Source organism: Cognatilysobacter tabacisoli (assembly GCF_003586305.1).
Classification (GTDB): Bacteria; Pseudomonadota; Gammaproteobacteria; order Xanthomonadales; family Xanthomonadaceae; genus Cognatilysobacter_A; species Cognatilysobacter_A tabacisoli.
Genome location: NZ_KZ987400.1, coordinates 525,389 through 543,427, shown reverse-complemented (window position 1 = coordinate 543,427; position 18,039 = coordinate 525,389). Strand labels below are relative to the sequence as shown.

The 18,039-nt window shown below is 72.0% G+C and carries 19 protein-coding genes; 4 read left to right on the top strand and 15 right to left on the bottom strand.

What is annotated here, in order from left to right; genetic code table 11:
* Positions 1-73: 73 nt before the first annotated feature.
* On the bottom strand, positions 74-1,120 hold the full coding sequence (locus D3A60_RS02320) for a rod shape-determining protein (RefSeq protein WP_119717083.1): 1,047 nt from the start codon (positions 1,118-1,120) through the stop codon (positions 74-76).
* Positions 1,121-1,339: 219 nt separating this feature from the next.
* Between D3A60_RS02320 and D3A60_RS02315 the strand changes: the two genes are divergently transcribed.
* Positions 1,340-2,272 carry a carbohydrate kinase family protein gene (locus D3A60_RS02315; protein WP_119717082.1) on the top strand — a complete coding sequence of 311 codons (933 nt, stop codon included), beginning with the start codon at positions 1,340-1,342 and terminating at the stop codon, positions 2,270-2,272.
* 220 nt (positions 2,273-2,492) lie between these two features.
* Here D3A60_RS02315 and D3A60_RS02310 read toward each other — a convergent pair whose 3' ends face one another.
* The 6 genes from D3A60_RS02310 to ubiE all read right to left on the bottom strand — a co-directional run bounded on the left by D3A60_RS02310 (position 2,493) and on the right by ubiE (position 8,725).
* Entirely contained in the window at positions 2,493-3,269 is a 777-nt protein-coding gene (locus D3A60_RS02310) for an EAL domain-containing protein (protein ID WP_407062748.1), read from the bottom strand.
* 79 nt (positions 3,270-3,348) lie between these two features.
* Positions 3,349-3,816: an aminoacyl-tRNA deacylase gene (locus D3A60_RS02305; RefSeq protein ID WP_157981377.1), complete on the bottom strand. Its 468-nt coding sequence runs from the start codon at positions 3,814-3,816 to the stop codon at positions 3,349-3,351.
* A gap of 184 nt (positions 3,817-4,000) precedes the next feature.
* Positions 4,001-4,753: a hypothetical protein gene (locus D3A60_RS02300; RefSeq protein WP_231120364.1), complete on the bottom strand. Its 753-nt coding sequence runs from the start codon at positions 4,751-4,753 to the stop codon at positions 4,001-4,003.
* The gene (locus tag D3A60_RS02295) at positions 4,750-5,712 is read right to left on the bottom strand and encodes an alpha/beta fold hydrolase (RefSeq protein ID WP_119717079.1); all 963 of its coding nucleotides are present in this window, start codon (positions 5,710-5,712) and stop codon (positions 4,750-4,752) included. The genes D3A60_RS02300 and D3A60_RS02295 overlap by 4 nt, the downstream gene beginning before the upstream one ends.
* A 27-nt stretch (positions 5,713-5,739) precedes the next feature.
* The gene (locus tag D3A60_RS02290; RefSeq protein WP_119717078.1) at positions 5,740-7,671 is read right to left on the bottom strand and encodes a M1 family metallopeptidase; all 1,932 of its coding nucleotides are present in this window, start codon (positions 7,669-7,671) and stop codon (positions 5,740-5,742) included.
* A gap of 250 nt (positions 7,672-7,921) precedes the next feature.
* The gene (gene ubiE, locus D3A60_RS02285; RefSeq protein ID WP_119717077.1) at positions 7,922-8,725 is read right to left on the bottom strand and encodes a bifunctional demethylmenaquinone methyltransferase/2-methoxy-6-polyprenyl-1,4-benzoquinol methylase UbiE; all 804 of its coding nucleotides are present in this window, start codon (positions 8,723-8,725) and stop codon (positions 7,922-7,924) included.
* A 126-nt stretch (positions 8,726-8,851) separates the two neighbouring features.
* Between ubiE and D3A60_RS02280 the strand changes: the two genes are divergently transcribed.
* Both D3A60_RS02280 and D3A60_RS02275 read left to right on the top strand, forming a co-directional pair.
* Positions 8,852-9,352, top strand: coding sequence for a GNAT family N-acetyltransferase (locus tag D3A60_RS02280; RefSeq protein ID WP_119717076.1), 501 nt, complete (start codon positions 8,852-8,854; stop codon positions 9,350-9,352).
* Positions 9,349-9,807 (top strand): nucleoside deaminase, encoded by a 459-nt coding sequence (locus D3A60_RS02275; RefSeq protein WP_119717075.1) that lies wholly within the window; start codon positions 9,349-9,351, stop codon positions 9,805-9,807. Before D3A60_RS02280 ends, D3A60_RS02275 begins: the two co-directional genes overlap by 4 nt.
* A gap of 94 nt (positions 9,808-9,901) precedes the next feature.
* On the opposite strand, the gene D3A60_RS02270 is transcribed toward D3A60_RS02275, so the two are convergent.
* On the bottom strand, positions 9,902-11,662 hold the full coding sequence (locus D3A60_RS02270) for a S8 family serine peptidase (protein WP_119717074.1): 1,761 nt from the start codon (positions 11,660-11,662) through the stop codon (positions 9,902-9,904).
* Positions 11,663-11,972: 310 nt separating this feature from the next.
* Between D3A60_RS02270 and D3A60_RS02265 the strand changes: the two genes are divergently transcribed.
* Positions 11,973-12,422: an OsmC family protein gene (locus D3A60_RS02265; protein ID WP_119717073.1), complete on the top strand. Its 450-nt coding sequence runs from the start codon at positions 11,973-11,975 to the stop codon at positions 12,420-12,422.
* A 13-nt stretch (positions 12,423-12,435) separates the two neighbouring features.
* Here the strand turns inward: D3A60_RS02265 and hslU are convergent, their stop codons facing one another.
* From hslU to D3A60_RS02230, 7 genes are all read right to left on the bottom strand, one after another.
* Positions 12,436-13,806 (bottom strand): ATP-dependent protease ATPase subunit HslU, encoded by a 1,371-nt coding sequence (gene hslU, locus D3A60_RS02260; protein WP_119717072.1) that lies wholly within the window; start codon positions 13,804-13,806, stop codon positions 12,436-12,438.
* 112 nt (positions 13,807-13,918) lie between these two features.
* Complete coding sequence (hslV, locus tag D3A60_RS02255) at positions 13,919-14,470, bottom strand: ATP-dependent protease subunit HslV (protein ID WP_119717071.1); 552 nt, start codon at positions 14,468-14,470, stop codon at positions 13,919-13,921.
* 265 nt (positions 14,471-14,735) lie between these two features.
* Complete coding sequence (gene xerC, locus D3A60_RS02250; RefSeq protein ID WP_119717070.1) at positions 14,736-15,623, bottom strand: tyrosine recombinase XerC; 888 nt, start codon at positions 15,621-15,623, stop codon at positions 14,736-14,738.
* Between the two features lie 16 nt (positions 15,624-15,639).
* The gene (locus tag D3A60_RS02245; RefSeq protein ID WP_196778615.1) at positions 15,640-16,314 is read right to left on the bottom strand and encodes a DUF484 family protein; all 675 of its coding nucleotides are present in this window, start codon (positions 16,312-16,314) and stop codon (positions 15,640-15,642) included.
* Positions 16,311-17,165, bottom strand: a complete 855-nt coding sequence (dapF, locus tag D3A60_RS02240) for a diaminopimelate epimerase (protein WP_119717068.1) — start codon at positions 17,163-17,165, stop codon at positions 16,311-16,313. Before dapF ends, D3A60_RS02245 begins: the two co-directional genes overlap by 4 nt.
* Before the next feature lie 14 nt (positions 17,166-17,179).
* The gene (lptM, locus tag D3A60_RS14660) at positions 17,180-17,512 is read right to left on the bottom strand and encodes an LPS translocon maturation chaperone LptM (protein WP_119717067.1); all 333 of its coding nucleotides are present in this window, start codon (positions 17,510-17,512) and stop codon (positions 17,180-17,182) included.
* Between the two features lie 31 nt (positions 17,513-17,543).
* Positions 17,544-17,975 (bottom strand): YbaN family protein, encoded by a 432-nt coding sequence (locus D3A60_RS02230; RefSeq protein WP_231120363.1) that lies wholly within the window; start codon positions 17,973-17,975, stop codon positions 17,544-17,546.
* Between the last annotated feature and the right edge of the window lie 64 nt (positions 17,976-18,039).

Here is an 18,039-nt window from a genome sequence, read left to right as displayed (position 1 = left end):
CAGGAAGAAGCGGCAGCGGCGACAGCCGCGGCCGGACGGCGGGGACGACGGCAGCGCCGCCCCCGCGCAGCACTTACTCGGGTGCGAAGAACTCGTTGCCGTGCATGTCGACCAGCTCCAGCGCGCGCCCGCCACCGCGGGCCACGCACGTCAGCGGGTCGTCGGCGATCTGCACGTGCAGGCCGGTCTCCTCGCTGATCAGCCGGTCGAGGTCGCGCAGCAGCGCGCCGCCGCCGGTCAGCACGATGCCGCGCTCGGCGACGTCGGCGCACAGCTCCGGCGGGGTCTGCTCGAGCGCGAGCTTGATCGCGGCCACGATCCCGCTGAGCGGCTCGCGCAGCGCCTCGTGGACCTCGTTGGCGCTGATCGTGATCATCTTCGGCACGCCCTCGGCGAGGTTGCGGCCGGACACCTCCATCGAGCGCGGGTCCTTCTGCGGGTAGGCGCAGCCGATCTCGAGCTTGATCCGCTCGGCCGTGGCCTCGCCGATCAGGGTGCCGTAGGTGCGGCGCACGTAGCTGATGATCGATTCGTCGAAACGGTCGCCGCCGATGCGGACCGACGCCGAGTAGACGATGCCGTTCAGCGCGATCACCGCGACCTCGGTGGTGCCGCCGCCGATGTCGACGACCATCGAGCCGCGCGCCTCGGTCACCGGCATGCCGGCGCCGATCGCCGCGGCCATCGGCTCCTCGATCAGGTAGACCTCGCGGGCGCCGGCCTCCTCGGCCGACTCCTTGATCGCGCGGCGCTCGACCTGGGTCGAGCCGCACGGCACGCACACCAGCACGCGCGGGCTCGGGCGCAGGAAGCGCGACTTGTGCACCTTGCGGATGAAGTGCTTGAGCATCTCCTCCGTGTAGGTGAAGTCGGCGATGACGCCGTCCTTCATCGGCCGGATCGTGGTGATGTGCCCCGGGGTGCGGCCGAGCATCTGCTTGGCCTCGGCGCCGACCGCGGCGACCGAGCGGGTCCCGCCGATCAGGCGGTCCTGGCGGACCGCGACCACCGACGGCTCGTTCAGCACGATGCCCTGTCCGCGGACGTAGATGAGCGTGTTGGCCGTGCCCAGGTCGATGGACAGGTCGTTGGAGAACATGCCGCGAAACTTCTTGAACATCGGGGAAAGTGGCCGTCAGGAGGGCGGGAGCAGGCTCGCCAGACTAGCAATCGCGTGCCGTCAGGAGCAAGGAGAATCAACGTTTTGGCGCGATTTGTGACGCGCAGCGGCAGTCGCCGGACCGCCCCGGCCGCAGGCCGCTTCTGGCCGCCCCGGACGTCACCGGCTACCCTACGCGCCCGCGCGGCACCGGCCGCCTGCCCACGGACGTTCGAACCGATGTCAGCCCTGATCTGCGGCTCCCTGGCCTACGACACCATCATGGTGTTCCCGGACCAGTTCAAGAACCACATCCTGCCGGACAAGGTGCACATCCTGAACGTGTCGTTCCTGGTCCCGCGGATGCGCCGCGAGTTCGGCGGCTGCGCCGGCAACATCGCCTACAACCTCAAGCTGCTCGGCGGCGACCCGGTGCCGATGGCGACCGTCGGCCAGGACTTCGGCCCGTACCGCGAATGGTTCACCGAGCACGGCATCCGCCTCGACCAGGTCAAGGAGATCGAGGAGCTGTTCACGCCGCAGGCGTTCATCACCACCGACCACGACAACAACCAGATCACCGCGTTCCATCCGGGCGCGATGATGCGTTCGTACGAGAACCACGTGCGCGACGTGGCCGGCATCACCTTCGGCATCGTCAGCCCCGACGGGCGCGAGGGCATGCTGCAGAACGCGCAGGAATTCGCCGACGGTGGCATTCCCTTCATCTTCGATCCGGGCCAGGCGATGCCGCTGTTCAACGGCGAGGAGCTGCGCGCGTTCATCGAGCTGGCCGACTACGTCACCGTCAACGACTACGAGTCGAACCTGCTGCAGGAGCGCACCGGCTGGAGCGAGGCCGACATCGTCAAGCGGGTCAAGGCGTACATCACCACGCGCGGCCCGCACGGCTCGCAGATCCACACGCCCGACAAGACCTACGACATCCCGCCGGCGCACGAGCGCCGCGTCACCGACCCGACCGGCTGCGGCGACGCGTTCCGCGCCGGGCTGATCTTCGGCATCGAGAAGGGCTACGACTGGCTGACGATCGGCCGCATGGGCAACCTGATGGGCGCGCTGAAGGTCGAGCACCCGGGCACGCAGAACCAGCGCTTCGACTACGCCGAGTTCGCCGAGCAGTTCAAGCAGCAGTTCGGCTACGCACTGTAAGCGACCCTGCGCGATGGGTACCGCGGGCCGTGGCGACGGCCCATGCATCGCCGTTGCACCGTGCCGGTCTGGCGTGCGCTTCGACTGCGCCGGGTTCGCCGAGCAGTTCAAGCAGCAGTTCGGCTACGCGCGTTAGGGCGGGCCCCGGCCCGCCATCGCGCTCCGCGAAATCGCGGCGCAACCCGTCGCATCCCGCACGGGTGGCGGCCGCCGCGCGCCCTCAGCCGAACGCGTGCCAGTCGGGCTCGGGCAGCGCGCCGATCACCGGGCGCGCGAACAGGTGGCCCTGGAACAGGCGCACGCCCAGCTCGCGCAGCACCGCGTAGTCGCGCACGTCCTCGACGCCCTCGGCCACGACGCGGCAGCCCAGCGCCGCGCAGATCGACAGCACGCCGACGACGATCGCGCGCTGCGCCGGCGCCGTGGCGATGCCGGCCACCAGCGCGCGGTCGATCTTGACCACGTCGGGCTGGAAGCTGGCCAGCAGCGACAGCCCCGCGTAGCCGGCACCGAAGTCGTCGATCGCGGTGTTGAAGCCCTGCTTGCGGTACTCGCGCAGGATCGTCATCGCGTGGTCGGGGTTGTCGATGCGCTCGGCCTCCGACAGCTCGAACACCAGTTGCCCGACCGGCATGCCGACCTTGCCGGCCGCGGCCAGGGTCAGGCGGATGCAGCTGCTGGCCTCGTACATCGCATTCGGGAAGAAATTCAGCGACAGCCGCTCGCGCAGCCCGAGGCGCGCCGCGGTGTCGATCGCCAGCACCCGGCAGGTCTGGTCGAACAGGTACAGCTGCGCCGGCGACACGTCGCGCAGCAGGTGGCCGGCGCCCTCTCCGCTCGGCCCACGCACCAGTGCTTCGTACGCGTAGACGCTGCGCTCGACCGCGTCGACCACCGGCTGGAACGCCATCTGCAGCTCGAGGTCGAGCGACCCGCCGCGGCAGTGCACGCATTGACGCGCTTCCGGCAGGTCGGCGAAGAAGCGGTCGAGGTACATCGGCACCGTCCACGGGTCGGCCGCGGCGCGGCCGTTGCGCGAGCTTACCCGGTCGGCCCCGGGGGACGGCGGCGGTCGCCTACATCACATGCGCCAGCCACAGCAGCTCCGGCTCGGCCAGGCGTTCGAACTCGGTGTACGGCATCCGCACCGCGTCGGTGTGGGTGCCGGCATTGAACGCGATCTCCGGCTGCTGGGCCAGGCGCGAATCGACATAGACCGGCATGCCGTAGAGGTGGCCGAACGGCGGCATCGCGCCGAGTTCGCAGTCGGGGAACGCGCCGCGGAACTCGTCCTCGCTGGCGAGCTCCACCGGCGCCTCGCCGAGCGCGCGCGACAGGCGCGTCAGGTCGACGCGGTTGCCGGCCGGCAGCACGACCAGCGCGAGCTTGCCGTCGATGCGAACGACGACGCTCTTGGCGAACAGCATGCGGTCGACGTGCGCTGCCGCCGCGGTCTCGACCGCGGTCAACGTGCGCGGGTGGCGGATCTCGGTGTACGGGGCGTGGCCCTCGTCGAGCAGGCTGTGCAGTCGGGGGGCGAGCATGGCGGCATCCTCGGTCGAGGCGCGGACGGTGCGCTCGGGCAGGCGCCGCGCGTCGTTGGCGTGCGCCGTTCCGTCGCGCACGGGCCGGCGGCGCAGGGACGCACCGCCGTGCAACGAGGCTACGCCTGGGTGCGGCGCAGCACACGACCGCCCGTCGTCGGTCGCCCGCGCCATCCGGCGCGATTCAGTTCCAGCCCGGCAGCTGCGCCGCGTCGAGCCCGCCGACCTCGAACACCGCGGTGTGCTTGCCGGCGCCCTTGACCGGCACCTCGATCGACAGCGTGCGCTCGGCGGACTTCGCCAGCCGCCACAGCGCGCGCTCGTCCTCGACGAACATCGCGATCGCCTCGTCGGTCTTCGGCCGGCTGCCGGCCATCGACTTCGCCGCGCCGTCGTCGACGGCCACCTTCAGTCGGCAGCCGCCGTAGCAGTCGAAATCGCCGGACTCGAGCACCAGGTAGCTGCTGCGGCCCCACTCGGGGTGGTCGCGGAAGATCAGCCGCACCGACCGCGCGGCGCCGTCGATCCGCACGCCGTCGCGCGCGTAGATCGACGCCGACACCTGCGTGCCCTTGCCAGCCGGGACGCGCGAGTACGACCACAGCCCCTGCATGCGGCGCTGCTCGCGCGCGGCGTCGCCCTTGGTGCTGGCCTCGTCGAACTGCGCGGCGATGCGCTTGAACGCGGCGCTGTCGGGGAAGTCGGACTTGAGCGCCTGGCCGTGCATCGCGGCGAGCTCCCAGTTGCCCTTGGCGAACTCGGCGTCGAAGCGCGCGGCGATCTCCTCGGCCTGCCCCTCGATCCGCGCGGCCTCGGCGGCGGCCGCGGCCGCCTGTTCGGCGGGGTCGGGGCCGCGCTGGCAGGCGGCCAGGGCGACGGTGCACAGCGTGGCCAGCAGCAGCGGGCGTGGAATGCTCTGGAGCATCGGTCGGATCATCGGGGCCGTCCTCGTTCGATCAGTGCGGTCACCGCGGCGGCGACCGCGTCGGGGTGTTCCATCAGCGCCATGTGGCCGGCGTCGTCGATCAGCACCTGGGTCGCGTGCGGCATGCGCTGCGCGTAAAGGCCCATCGCGCTCGGGTCGATCACGCGGTCCTGGGCGCCCCACAGCAGCAGCGCCGGCTGGCGGATGCCCACCGCCGCGTCGCCCGGCGCGAAGCGCTCCGGCCCGCGTCCGATGCGCGCGAGCACGTCCTGTTCGAACGAAGCCTGCGCGCGGCGCCGGTCGATGTAGCCGCGCGACGCCGGCCACGGGATCCACGGGCGCGCGTCGTCGCGCTGGAACAGCACGTCGAGGTAGGCGTCCAGCGAAGCCGCATCGGTCACCTCGAACGGGTTGCGCCCGGCGAGCACGTCGACGCCGAACCGGTTGTCGGCGAAGCGCACGCCGGCGGCGTCGAGCAGGCCGATGCGGTCGACGAGGTCCCAGTGGCGCGCGGCCACCAGCGCCGCGATGCCGCCGCCCATCGAGTGACCGAGCAGCACGACCTCGCCGGTCGGCGCGTCGCCGGCGATGCGTTCTATAAACGCCGCGACGCGCTCGGCTTGCGCGCCAAAGCCGTAATCGGCGCCGGCGATGCGCTGGCTCTCGCCCCAGCCCGGCAGGTCCGGCACGACCACGCGGTAGCGGTCGCGCAGGCGTTCGGCCAGCGGGTACCAGTTCTCCTTGCTGCCGGTGAAGCCGTGCACCATCACCACCAGCGGCGCGCCGGGCGGCGCGTCGTCGGCGTGGGCATAGACCCAGCGGTGGCCGGCGACGTCGACGGTCGCCTTGTCCAGGCCCGTCGCGACGCGCTGGCGCGCGAACTGCGCGCGCACCAGTGCGTACGGATCGGATGCGACGAGCGCAGCGGCGCCGAGCACGGCCGCCAGCACGGCGGCCGCAACGAAGCGCATGCGGCGCGACGCCGTCGCAGCCACCGGCTACTTCGCGGCCGGCGGCGCCTTGGCCTTGGCGATCACGCCCTCGACCGAGCCGGTGGTGATCGGGTGGTAGCCCGGCCGCGCCTTGGCGAAGGTTTCCTCGGCGAGCTTCAGGCCTTCGGGGGTTTTCACCAGCGCCTCGTAGGTCGGCATGATCAGCTTGCGCCGGCCGATGGTCTGCAGAAACGCGGCGATCGCATCGTTCGCGCGGGTGTAGCCGCTGCGCACGGCGAGCGGGTACCAGCGCTGCGCGATCTCGCCGTTCGGCGTGCCGGTGAAGCGGTACGCGGCGTCGAGCGCGGACAGCTGGTCGACGCTGAGCGTCTCCGGCATGCCCTCGAGGAAATGCACCCACTCCTGCGTGGTCCACCCGGCGCTGAGCTTGGCGTCCGGCAGCGTGCCGGCGTCGAGCCACGCCTTGCGCGCGGCGTCGACCGCATCGAAGCGTGGCGAAGCGGTCTTCGGCGCGCTGTCCGGCACGCCCGGCTCGTACACCCACTGCTCGACCTCGGCCATCGTCACCTTGCCCGGGTGCTTGTCGATGAGGTTCGCCTTCAGGTACTCGAGGAAGGTCGTGGTCGGGATGCTCTGGAACGCGAAGTGGTCGAAGTAGCCCTTGAGGAACGGATCGAACACCTCGCGGCCGAAGCGCTGCTCGAGGAACTGCAGGAACCACGCGCCCTTGGTGTAGACGGTCGCGCTGCTCGAACCGTCCGGATCCTTCAGCGTGCCCGGCTTCAGCGACAGCACCTGCAGCGACGGGTCGATGGTCTTGAACTCGCTGGCCAGCTCGTTGCGCTCGATCACGTTCTCCATGTCGGCGCGCTCCTTGCCGTACAGCTCCTCGATGATGCGGTTCTCGACGTAGCTGGTGAAGCCTTCGTTGAGCCACGCGTCCTTCGACGTCGCGAACGTCACCAGGTTGCCCGACCAGCTGTGCGCGAGCTCGTGCGCGATCAGCGCGACCAGCGACTTGTCGCCGGTGATCACCGTCGGGGTGATGAACGACAGGCGCGGGTTCTCCATGCCGCCGTACGGGAACGACGGCGGCAGCACCAGCATGTCGTAGCGGTCCCAGCGGTACGGGCCGTACAGCGCCTCGTTGGCCTGGATCATCTTCTCGGTGTCGGCGAACTCGGCGACCGACTTGTCGACCGCGGTCGGCTCGGCCCACACGCCGCTGCGCGCGCTGATCGGCTTGAACACCAGGTCGCCGGCAGCGATCGCCAGCAGGTACGACGGGATCTTCTGCGGCATCGAGAACGTGTAGTCGCCGTCACGCGCGGCGTTCGGGTCGTTGTCGGCGCTCATCAGCACCATCACGTCCTGCGGCGACGTCACCTTGGCGGTGTACGTGAAGCGCACCATCGGCGTGTCCTGCAGCGGCACCCACGAACGCGCGTGGATCTGCTGCGACTGGCTGAACATGAAGGGCGTTTTCTTGCCCTCGGTCATCGCCGGGGTCAGCCACTGCAGGCCCGAAGCCTCCGGCGACGTCGTGTAGGTGACGCGGATGCGCGGATTGCGCTGCGGCGCCTCGATCGTCAGCTTGCTGCCGAGCGTCTCGTCCTCCGGCGCCAGCGCGAACGGCAGGTCGACCCACTTGCCGTCCTCGCGCTCGCCGACGACCTTCTCGATCGTCAGGTCGCGGGTGTCGAGCACCAGCTGCGTGGCCTTCGGGTCCAGCCACTCCAGCGTGTACGTCGCGCTGCCCGACAGGGTCTTGGCGTCGAAGTCGACCTTCAGCGCGAGCGCGAGGTCCTGGGTGCGGACCTTGTCCGGCTGCGCGTACGAATGCTCGTCGAGCCGCGCGTCGGCGGTCGCCGGCGCGGCGGCGGCCGGGGTCGCGGGCTCGGCAGTCGGCGCGGCATCGCGCTGGCAGCCACCGGCGAGCGCGGCGGCGAGGCAGATCGTCAGGACGGAATAGCGCATGGGAGGCCTGCGGTGGTGGAAAGCCGCGAGTTTAGCGCCGGCCCCCGCCGCGGGCGCGTGACCCCCGGGGCCACGCATTCAGTCGTCGGGCGGGCGCAGGCCAACGTGCGCGGCCTCCGCGCGGCACCTCAGCGCGGAAGCCGCGCTGGGCTGCGCGCGAGCCGTCGTGATGGCAACACCGACTTCCCGTCGGGGGGATGACCGGCCGTCGCGGCGGTTGGACGCGCCGCGACGGCGGGCCCGCGCAGGCCTACGCCTTGTAGCCGGTGTGGATCGCGCAGATGCCGGCGGACAGGTTGCGGAAGCTGCAGCGGGCGAAGCCGGCGGCCTCCATCATCGCCTTCAGCTCGGCCTGCGGCGGGTGCTTGCGGATGCTTTCGGCCAGGTACTGGTAGCTGCCGCTGTCGCCGGCGAACAGCTTGCCCAGCCGGGGCAGGATGTTGAACGAGTGGAAGTCGTAGATCGGCTTGAACCACTCGGCGGTGACCTCGGAGAACTCGAGCACGCGCGCCTGGCCGCCGACCTTCAGCACGCGGTGCATCTCGCGCAGCGCGGCGTCCTTGTCGGTGACGTTGCGCAGCCCGAACGCGATCGTGACCAGGTCGAAGCTGGCGTCCGGGAACGGCAGTTTCTCGGCGTTGAGCTGCACGTACTCGAAGCCGGCGACCTTGCCGGCATCGGTCATGCGGTCGCGGCCGACGCGAAGCATCTCGCCGTTGATGTCGCCGAGCACGATGCTGCCGGCGTCGCCGACGCGGTCGCGCAGCAGCAGCGCGATGTCGCCGGTGCCGCCGGCCAGGTCGAGCACGCGGTCGCCACGCTTGACCTGCGCGGTGCCGACGAAATAGCGCTTCCAGACCCGGTGGATGCCGAGGCTCATGAGGTCGTTCATGAGGTCGTACTTGCCGGCCACCGACGAGAACACCTCGCCGACCAGCTTCTGCTTGTCGCCGACCGGCACGTCGCGGAAGCCGAAGTGGGTGGTGCCGGCGCGGTCGCTGCCGGGACGGGCACTGCCGGCGCTGGGGTCCGACGGGGGGCGGGTCTCGTTCATGCGCCGATTATCGCCGATCGCGGGGAAGCGGCCGAACCCGCGCAGCCGGGCGCTCGGCGGCGGCGCGTGTCGCGCGACGCGCGCCCGCGCCGGACCCGCTCGGCGCTGCGCTGGCATCATGGCCGCATGCACGAGCCCGCCGCCCTCGCCCCGCCCGCCGTCGACTGGCACGCGTGCCGATTCGCCGAACTGGCGCCGGATGCGCTGTACGAACTGCTGGCGCTGCGCAGCGCGGTGTTCGTCGTCGAGCAAGCCTGCGCCTACCTCGATGCCGACGGCAAGGACCTGCACCCGCGGGCGTGGCACCTGTGCGGCCGCGTCGACGGCGCGCTCGCCGCGTACGCGCGCGTGCTGCCGCCGGGGTTGAGCTACCCGCAGCCGAGCATCGGCCGCATCGTCACCGCGCCGGCGTTCCGCGGGCGCGGGCTCGGCCTGCCGCTCCTTCGCGAGGCGCTGGCGCTGGTCGCGCGCGAGTGGCCGGGCTGCGACGTGCAGATCGGCGCGCAGGCGCACCTCGTGCACTACTACGGCCGCGCCGGCTTCGTCGCCGTCTCCGACGTCTACGACGAGGACGGCATCCCCCACGTCGACATGCTGCGCCGCCACGGCGCCGCGGAGCCCGCATGACCCTCGAGACCCCCGACTACCGCGCCCTGCTCGCCACCGCCATCGCCGAGGCCCGCCAGGGCTTGGCCGAGGGCGGCATTCCGATCGGCGCGGCGCTGTACCGCAACGACGGCGTGCTGCTCGGCTGCGGCCACAACCGCCGCGTGCAGGAGGGCGACCCGTCCGTGCACGGCGAGACCGACGCCTTCCGCAAGGCCGGCCGCCAGCGCCGCTACCGCGACACGATCATGGTCACCACGCTTGCGCCGTGCTGGTACTGCAGCGGGCTGGTGCGGCAGTTCAACATCGGCACGGTCGTGGTCGGCGAGTCGGTGAACTTCGCCGGCGGCGTCGACTGGCTGCGCGCCAGCGGCGTCAACGTGATCGACCTGGCCGACGAGGAATGCATCGCGATGCTCGGCGACTGGATCGCCGCGAATCCGGACGTCTGGCACGAGGACATCGGCGAGGACTGATCGCGCGCGCGCCGACCGCGCCCCTCCGGTCCACAGGCGACGAACGGAAAGGGCCCGCCGAAGCGGGCCCCTGTCGACGCCGAGATTGCGCGCGTCAGTAGTTGACGGTGGCGCTGCCCGAGCAGCTCGTGGTACCGGCGTTGCACACCTGGTAGGTCAGCGTGCCGCTGCCGCGCACCTTGACCGCGTCGTTGGTCGCGCCGGTGTTGCTGATGGCCGACTTCACCTTCGCGCCATTGCGGTACACGTCTATCGTGACCGCGCCGCCGCTCCAGGCGAGCCCGACCGAGACCTTGCCCTTGACCGTGCCGAGGTTGCTGGCGGTCAGCCCCGAGGGCGCCGGCGCCGGTTCGCCGCCACCGCCGCCGAGCAGCGCCTCGGTCGCGTCGAAGGCCTGCACCAGGCCGTAGCCGTAGCTGGTGTCGCGGCCGGCGGCGCCGAGGTCGAGCGCGGTCGAGGTCAGCGCGCTGCGCACCTGCGCGTTGGTCGCGGTCGGCTTGGCGCTCCACACCACCGCGGCCACGCCGGCCACGTGCGGCGTCGCCATCGACGTGCCGTCGAGGTAGGCGTAGCCGCTGGTGTTGGATTGGGTCACCGAGCTCACCGCCGCGTTCTGGCCGATCGCGCCGGCGACCAGCGACTGGCCGTCCTCCTGGCTCATGCTCAGCGCCGGGATGGTCGACGTCACGCCGGTGCCGAGCGTGCCGGAGAAGCCGCCCGGCGCGTTGTTGTAGACCACCGCGGCGACGCCGCCACCGGCGGTGACCGCGTTGACCTTGTCGGCGAAGCTGACGTCGCCGCGCTCGCACAGCACGACCTTGCCTGCCCAGCTGCCCGCCGCGGTGCAGCGGCCGCCGTTGACGAGCGCGCCGCCTGCGGTGGACTGCACCGAGCCTTCCATCGCCGAGACGATGTAGCTCGACGCGCCGACGCTCATCGAGGCGCTGCGGAACGGGTAGGTGCTGAGCGTGCCGACGCCCGGCCCGGCGATCTCGACCTGCGCGTTGAACTGCGAGAACGATGCCTTGGCGTTGTTCTGGTCGACCGCGGCCACCGACATCACGCTGGGGTACGAGGCCGGGTAGCTGTTGCTGCTGTTGCCCGCGTTGCCGGCCGCGGCGATGCTGAGGATGCCCTGGCTGTCGAGCGTGGCGAACGCGTTGCTTTCGGTTGCGCTGCTGGTCGAGCCGCCGAGGCTCATGTTGATGACCTTGGCACCGGCCGACGCGCAGCGGTTGGCGGCGTCGACCAGCGTCGACGCGTAGCTCCAACCGCAGCTGGCACCGTCGAACACCTTGACCACGTGCAGCGAGACCTTGCCCGGGCTGACGCCGACCACGCCGACGCTGTTGTTGGCCGCGGCGATCGTGCCGGCGACGTGGGTGCCGTGGCCGCAGCTGTCGCTGTTCCAGCCGCTGGGGTAGCCGGTCATCGACACGCCGGCGAAGTCCTCGTGCGCGGCGTTGATGCCCGAGTCGATCACGCACACCTTGATGCCGGTGCCGTCGGCGCCGACCGCCCACGTTTCCGGGGCCTGCACGTTGTTGATGCCGTAGGGCGTGGTCTGCGCGCTCGGATAGCGCGGCGCGTCGAGTTCGACGTACTCGATGTTCGGGTTGTTGCGCAGTCCGGCCAGCGCCTGGGCCGGCACGCTGACGGCGAACACGCGCTGCGGCGCCAGCTGCAGGTGGATGCGGCCGCCGGCGGCGCGCAGGGCGTTCTCGACCTGCGCCGCGGCGCCCGGACGGAACTTGACCATCACGCGGTCGGGGTCGGGCCCGGCGGCGGTGGCGGCGGCAGTGGCGGACAGCGCGAGGGCCGCGACCAGCGCGGCGGCGAGCGAATGCTGCTTCATGCAAGGGTTCCCCGTTGAGTGGACTGCCAAGGTCCGCGCCGCCCCTGTACGGACGCGAGCGCCGACCATACGCCCGGGCGCGGCTGAACACGGTTGTGCACTGCCGCATGGACCCGGACCCGACAGTTCCAACGCGGCGCGGCGACGGCACCGGTCGCCGCGGCGGCGGGGGCGTCGCGCGGACCGGTCCGCAATGGGGCGGCGTCGGCCCGAGATCGACGCCCATCGCGAGCCATCGCGACGCCGTCCCGACCCCGTGCGCCCTGGACGATGGACCGATAATCGGCCCTCCGTTCCGAGGAGTTCCCCCATGTCCGAGCACACCGCCTCGATCCGCTGGTCGCGCGACGACCGCGCGTTCGACGCCGGCTACCCGCGCGAGCACGCGTGGAGCTTCGATTCCGGCCAGACCCTTCGCGCGTCGGCCGCGCCGGGCTACGGCGGCGCCGCCGACGCGGTCGATCCGGAAGAGGCGCTGGTCGCCGCGCTGTCGGGCTGCCACATGCTGACGTTCCTCGCGATCGCGGCGAAGAAGCAGCTCGTCATCGATCGCTACGAGGACGACGCGGTCGGCACGCTGGACAAGAATGCCGACGGGCGCCTGGCGATCACGCGGGTGGTGCTGCGCCCGCGCGTGGCGTTCGGCGGCGACGCGCCCGACGCCGACGCACTGGCCCGGCTGCACGAATCGGCGCACCGCAACTGCTTCATCGCCAACTCGGTGCGCTGCGAGGTCGTCGTCGAGCCGCAGGCCAGCTGACGCCGCCGGCCGATCAGAGGATGTAGCGGCTCAGGTCCGGGTCCTGCACCAGCTCGCCCAGGTGCGCATCGACGTAGGCGCGGTCGATCGTCAGCGCGCTGCCGCCGCGGTCGGGCGCTTCGTAGCTGAGCGTGTCGAGCAGGCGCTCGAGCACGGTGTGCAGGCGCCGCGCGCCGATGTTCTCCTGGCGCTCGTTGACGGTCGCGGCGATCTCGGCCAGCCGCTCGACCGCGTCGGGCGCGAACGCCAGCGTCACGCCTTCGGTCTTCAGCAGCTCGACGTACTGCGTCGTCAGCGCCGCCTTCGGCTCGGTCAGGATGCGGACGAAGTCGTCCTTGCTCAGCGCGGTCAGTTCGACCCGGATCGGGAAGCGGCCCTGCAGCTCCGGGATCAGGTCGCTCGGCTTGGCCAGGTGGAACGCGCCCGACGCGATGAACAGGATGTGGTCGGTCTTGACCGGCCCGTACTTGGTGCTGACGGTCGAGCCTTCGACCAGCGGCAGAAGGTCGCGCTGCACGCCCTCGCGGCTGACGTCGCCGCCGGACAGGCCGGACTCGCCGCGCTTGGCGACCTTGTCTATCTCGTCGATGAAGACGATGCCGTGCTGCTCGCAGGCCTCGATCGCCGCCTCGCGCACGTCGTCCTCGCTGACCAGCTTGCCGGCTTCGTCCTCGGTCAGCTGCGCGCGCGCGGCGCGCACCGTCAGCGTCTTGGAGTGGGTCTTGGCACCGGCCATCTGCGAGAACACCTGGCGCAGCTGCTGGCCCATCTCCTCCATGCCCGGCGGCGCCATGATGTCGACGCCGACGTTCATCGCGACCTCGACCTCGATCTCGCGGTCGTCGAGCGCGCCGCTGCGCAGCTGCCGGCGCAGCTTGGCGCGGGTGTCGCTGGCCTCGGGCGAGTGCTGGTGTGCGGACGCCTCGTCCTTGGCGGCCTCCTGCGGGTTGAAGCCGAACATCGTGGTCGCCGGCGCGCGGCGCGGCAGCAGCGCGTCGAGGATGCGCTCCTCGGCGCGCTCCTCGGCCTGGCTGCGCACGCGCTGCTTGGCCTGTTCGCGGTACAGCTTGACCGCGGTGTCGGCGAGGTCACGGACGATCTGCTCGACGTCCTTGCCGACGTAGCCGACCTCGGTGAAGCGCGTGGCCTCCACCTTGACGAACGGCGCGTTGGCCAGCGTCGCCAGCCGCCGCGCGATCTCGGTCTTGCCGACGCCGGTCGGGCCGATCATCAGGATGTTCTTCGGCATGACCTCGTTGCGCAGCTCGGCCGGCAGCTGCATGCGCCGCCAGCGGTTGCGCAGCGCGATCGCGACCGCGCGCTTGGCCGCGTTCTGGCCGACGATGTGGCGGTCGAGCTCCTGCACGATCTCGCGCGGGGTCATGGAGGCGGAACTGGTGTCGGGCTTGGGGGTCATCTCGGGTCCTGTGGGGGGCAGGGTCGCGACGGCGCGCGCCAGATGGCGTGGCGCGGCGGCGGTCGGCGACGGGCAGCGATCAGAGTTCTTCGACGACGACGTTGCGGTTGGTGTAGATGCACACGTCGCCGGCGATGTTCAGCGCCTCGACCGCGATCGTGCGGGCGTCGAGCGCGGTGTGCTGGGCCAGCGCGCGCGCGGCCGACAGCGCGTACATGCCGCCCGAGCCGATCGCGACGATGCCGTCCTCCGGCTCGATCACGTCGCCGGTGCCGCTGATGATCAGCGAGGTGTCGCGGTCGGCGACGACCAGCAGCGCCTCGAGCTTCCCGAGCCGGCGCTCGGTGCGCCAGTCCTTGGCCAGCTCGACCGCGGCGCGGGTCAGCTGGCCGTGCTTCTCGAGCTTGGCCTCGAACAGCTCGAACAGGGTGAACGCGTCGGCCGCCGCGCCGGCAAAGCCGGCCAGCACCTGGCCGTCGCGGCCGAGCCGGCGCACCTTGCGCGCGTTGGACTTCATCACCGTGTGGCCGAGCGTGACCTGGCCGTCGCCGGCGACCGCGACGCGGCCGTCGCGGCGGATCGATACGATGGTCGTGGCGTGGAACGTGGTGGGGTTCTGGCTGGGGTCCATGCGACCTCCGTGGGGGTCCCACCAACGTGGGGCCGGGGCCGACCCGTTCAAGCGCCAGGGCCGGGCGTGCTCGACGCAGGACGTGGGCAGCCCCGGCACGGGCGGCGCGGGACGCATGGAGGGCGGTCGTGGGGCGGGCGTCGGGTGGGCTCACGCCGCCGCCATCGCTCCGCCTCGGTTACGCCCATCGAAGCCCACGGCTGTAGACGATGGCATGCGGCATCGACGACGCAAACACCCCGCAGCCGGCCGGCTCGAGCCCGCCCTACGCTTTGCGCTTGGCCCGCGGGTGCGCCGCGTCGTACACCTTGGCCAGGTGCTGGAAATCGAGGTGCGTGTAGATCTGCGTCGTGGCGATGTCGGCATGGCCGAGCAGCTCCTGCACGCCACGCAGGTCGCCGGACGACTCGAGCACGTGGCTGGCGAACGAATGCCGCAGCAGGTGCGGGTGCACGCGCTTGAACAGGCCCTGGCGCTGGGCAAGCACGCGCAGCCGCTGCTGCACCGCACGCGGGCTGATCGCCCCGCTGCGCCCGGGGAACACGAACGCGTCGCTGCCGGCTCCGGTCGACGCGCGCCACTGCGCCAGCGCCGAGCGCGCGTGCGAACCGACCGGCACGCTGCGCTGCTTGCTGCCCTTGCCGAGCACGGTGACGAGGCCGTCGTCGAGCGCCAGGTCGCGCCAGCGCAGTGCGCACAGCTCGCTCAGGCGCAGGCCCGACGAATAGAACAGCTCGAGCAGCGCGCGGTCGCGCAGGCCCAGCGGCGCGTCGGTCGGCACCTCGACCAGCGCCTTGGCCTCGTCGGGGTCGAGCACCTGCGGCAGCTTGCGCGGCGCCTTCGGCGCCTTGATCGCCGCCGCGGGGCTCGCGGCGATGCGCCCCTGCTTCAGCAGCCAGCCGTAGAAGCTGCGGCACGCCGACAGCCGGCGCTGCAGGCTCTTGGGCGACAGCCCGCGGCGGTGTTCGGCAGCGACGAATGCGCGCAGCGGTTCGGCCTGCAGCGCGACGACGTCGTGCCCGGCCGCGTGCGCCCACTGCGCGAGCGCGTCGAGGTCGCGCCGGTAGGCGTCGAGCGTGTGCGCCGACACCGCGCGCTCGACGCGCAGGTGCGACAGGTAGTCCTCGATCGCGGCGAGCGGCACCGGCTGCATGCGCGCGCCGCGCGGATCAGCCCTGGAAGCGCCGCAGCGCGGTGGCGAGCGACTCGCCCATCATCCGCAGGAACAGCGTGCCCATGCCAGGGAAGAAGCGGTTCGCGTCGCGGCTGCCGACCGCGATCAGGCCGACGCCGGGCAGCGGCAGCAGCGCCGTCGACTCCACGTCCTCGGCGCGCAGCCCGTACAGCAGCGCGTGCTTCTCCGGCTGCAGCCGGCCGCAGATCGGCTCGCCGTCGGCGAGGCAGTCGCGGAACGGGGCCAGCCGGGCATCGCCGGCGTCAATGACCTGCAGCCAGTCGGCTTCCTCGAGACCGGCGATCGGCTCGAACACAACCAGCCGCACGAGGTCGCCGTTGAAGTCCTCGGCCAACGATGCCGCCATCGCGCGCAGCGTGTCGCCGGCGGTGCCCTGTCGCATCAGCGCCAGCGTCAGCTGGTGCGTGCGCACGGCCAGCCGCTCGTTCTCCTGCGCGTTCGCGAACAGGTCCTGCAGGCGCCGCGACAGCTCGCGGTTCTTGTCGCGCAGTACTTCGAGCTGGTAGCTCGCGAGCGACGCGGCCGGGCCCTCGTCGCGCGGCACGACCAGGCTCAGCGCCAGGTCCGGGAACTGCTTCAGGAAGCCGGGGTGCCGGCGCAGCCACGCCGCGACTTCATGCGCGCCGAGCTTTTCCACGGTGTCGCTCATCGTTCCCACTCCCCCTCGAACACGAATGCGGCCGGGCCGGCCATCGTCAGCGTGGCGTCGTCGTCCGGCCACGCCACCTCCAGCTCTCCACCGGGCAGCGCCAGCGTCACGGCGCGGTCGACACGCCCGCGGCGCATCAGCACCGCGGCGGCCGCGCACGCGCCGCTGCCGCAGGCCAGGGTCTCGCCGACGCCGCGCTCGAACACGCGCAGGCGCACGCGGTCGCGCGATAGCACCTGGGCGAAGCCGACGTTGACCGACTCCGGGAACATCCCGTTCGCCTGCAGCAGCGCGCCGATCTGTGCGACCGGCGCCGCGTCGACGTCGTCGACCTCGATCACCGCGTGCGGGTTGCCCATCGACACCGCGCCGAACGCGAGCACCGTGTCGTGGATCTGCAGCACGTACTCCGGCGCGGCCGTGTCGACGCCGTGCATCGGGATCCGCGACGGGGTGAACTCGGGCACGCCCATCGCGATGCGGAAGCCATCGCCCGCGCGCCCGTCGCCGCGCAGGCGTTCGACCGCATGGGTACCGGAGGGGCTGTCGACGCCGAAGGAGTCGCCGAGCGGATGGCCGTGCCGGGCGGCGTCGCGCGCGAGCCACGCGGCGATGCAGCGCGCGCCGTTGCCGCACTGCTGCGAGGTCGAACCGTCGCTGTTCCAGACCCGGTAGCTGGCCACCGACTCGCCGCTGCGCGGCGACTCGATCGTCAGGATCTGGTCGCAGCCGACGCCGTTGTGGCGGTCGGCGAGGCGCCGGCACTCGTAGGCGTCCGGCGGCGCCATGCCGTCGCGCAGGTCCAGCACGACGAAGTCGTTGCCGGCGCCGTGCATCTTGCTGAAGCGCATGGCGGCCCCGGGGCTCAGCGCAGCGGCGTCGGCGGCGGCTCGGCCGGGGGTAGCGCGTCGGCGCCGGCGTCGGCGTCGGCGTCGGCGTCGGCGTCGGCGTCGGCGTCGGCGTCGGTGTCGGCGTCCGCGTCCGCATCTGCGTCGACGGTCGCGTCGGCGTCGGCGTCGGCGGGGGGCGCGTCGGTGGTGGCTTCGACGGTGGCGTCGGCCGGCTCCGGCGGCGCCTCCAGCGGCATCGATTCCTCGACCGGCACCGGCTTCTGCGGCAGCACCAGCGGGCCCTTGTTGCCGCAGCCGGCGAGCGGCAGCGACAGCGCGATCAGTACGGCAAGCGTCTTCAGGTTCATGCGCCGCAGTGTAGCGCGGCGCCGTGCCCGCTCAATGCGACGGCGGGCGCGGCGGCGGCTCGGGCCGCGCCCACAGCCAGGTGCCGACGGCGGCCATGAACGCGGTGCCGATCGCCGCCATCCACCAGCGCGGCGCGGTCAGGAACAGGATCACCGCGCAGGCGGCCATCATCGTCAGCGCGAGCCGCTTGGCCCGGCGGCTGACCGCGCCGTACGCGTCCCAGTCGCGGATCACCGGGCCGAACTGGCGGTGCGCCAGCAGCCAGCCATGCAGCCGCCGCGAACCGCGCGCGGCCGCGAAAGCGGCCAGCAGCACGAACGGCACCGTCGGCAGCCCGGGCAGCAGCACGCCGACCAGCCCGAGCGCGAGGCTGGCATACGCCAGCAGCCACCACGCCCAGCGCCATCGGGTGGCGATGGGCGGGTGCGCTTCGTCGCGGTCGGGCACGGGCGGGCGGCTCACCGTTCCAGCTTAATGCGCGCCCGGGACACGCGCGCCCCCGCACCGCCCCGTCGCGGGACGTGCG

Bases quoted from the DNA above. Each gene is read 5' to 3' on its own strand.
- D3A60_RS02320 (WP_119717083.1), bottom strand. From the start codon at position 1,120: ATGTTCAAGAAGTTTCGCGGCATGTTCTCCAACGACCTGTCCATCGAC.
- D3A60_RS02315 (WP_119717082.1), top strand. From the start codon at position 1,340: ATGTCAGCCCTGATCTGCGGCTCCCTGGCCTACGACACCATCATGGTG.
- D3A60_RS02310 (WP_407062748.1), bottom strand. From the start codon at position 3,269: ATGTACCTCGACCGCTTCTTCGCCGACCTGCCGGAAGCGCGTCAATGC.
- D3A60_RS02305 (WP_157981377.1), bottom strand. From the start codon at position 3,816: ATGCTCGCCCCCCGACTGCACAGCCTGCTCGACGAGGGCCACGCCCCG.
- D3A60_RS02300 (WP_231120364.1), bottom strand. From the start codon at position 4,753: ATGATCCGACCGATGCTCCAGAGCATTCCACGCCCGCTGCTGCTGGCC.
- D3A60_RS02295 (WP_119717079.1), bottom strand. From the start codon at position 5,712: ATGCGCTTCGTTGCGGCCGCCGTGCTGGCGGCCGTGCTCGGCGCCGCT.
- D3A60_RS02290 (WP_119717078.1), bottom strand. From the start codon at position 7,671: ATGCGCTATTCCGTCCTGACGATCTGCCTCGCCGCCGCGCTCGCCGGT.
- ubiE (WP_119717077.1), bottom strand. From the start codon at position 8,725: ATGAACGAGACCCGCCCCCCGTCGGACCCCAGCGCCGGCAGTGCCCGT.
- D3A60_RS02280 (WP_119717076.1), top strand. From the start codon at position 8,852: ATGCACGAGCCCGCCGCCCTCGCCCCGCCCGCCGTCGACTGGCACGCG.
- D3A60_RS02275 (WP_119717075.1), top strand. From the start codon at position 9,349: ATGACCCTCGAGACCCCCGACTACCGCGCCCTGCTCGCCACCGCCATC.
- D3A60_RS02270 (WP_119717074.1), bottom strand. From the start codon at position 11,662: ATGAAGCAGCATTCGCTCGCCGCCGCGCTGGTCGCGGCCCTCGCGCTG.
- D3A60_RS02265 (WP_119717073.1), top strand. From the start codon at position 11,973: ATGTCCGAGCACACCGCCTCGATCCGCTGGTCGCGCGACGACCGCGCG.
- hslU (WP_119717072.1), bottom strand. From the start codon at position 13,806: ATGACCCCGCGCGAGATCGTGCAGGAGCTCGACCGCCACATCGTCGGC.
- hslV (WP_119717071.1), bottom strand. From the start codon at position 14,470: ATGGACCCCAGCCAGAACCCCACCACGTTCCACGCCACGACCATCGTA.
- xerC (WP_119717070.1), bottom strand. From the start codon at position 15,623: ATGCAGCCGGTGCCGCTCGCCGCGATCGAGGACTACCTGTCGCACCTG.
- D3A60_RS02245 (WP_196778615.1), bottom strand. From the start codon at position 16,314: ATGAGCGACACCGTGGAAAAGCTCGGCGCGCATGAAGTCGCGGCGTGG.
- dapF (WP_119717068.1), bottom strand. From the start codon at position 17,165: ATGCGCTTCAGCAAGATGCACGGCGCCGGCAACGACTTCGTCGTGCTG.
- lptM (WP_119717067.1), bottom strand. From the start codon at position 17,512: ATGAACCTGAAGACGCTTGCCGTACTGATCGCGCTGTCGCTGCCGCTC.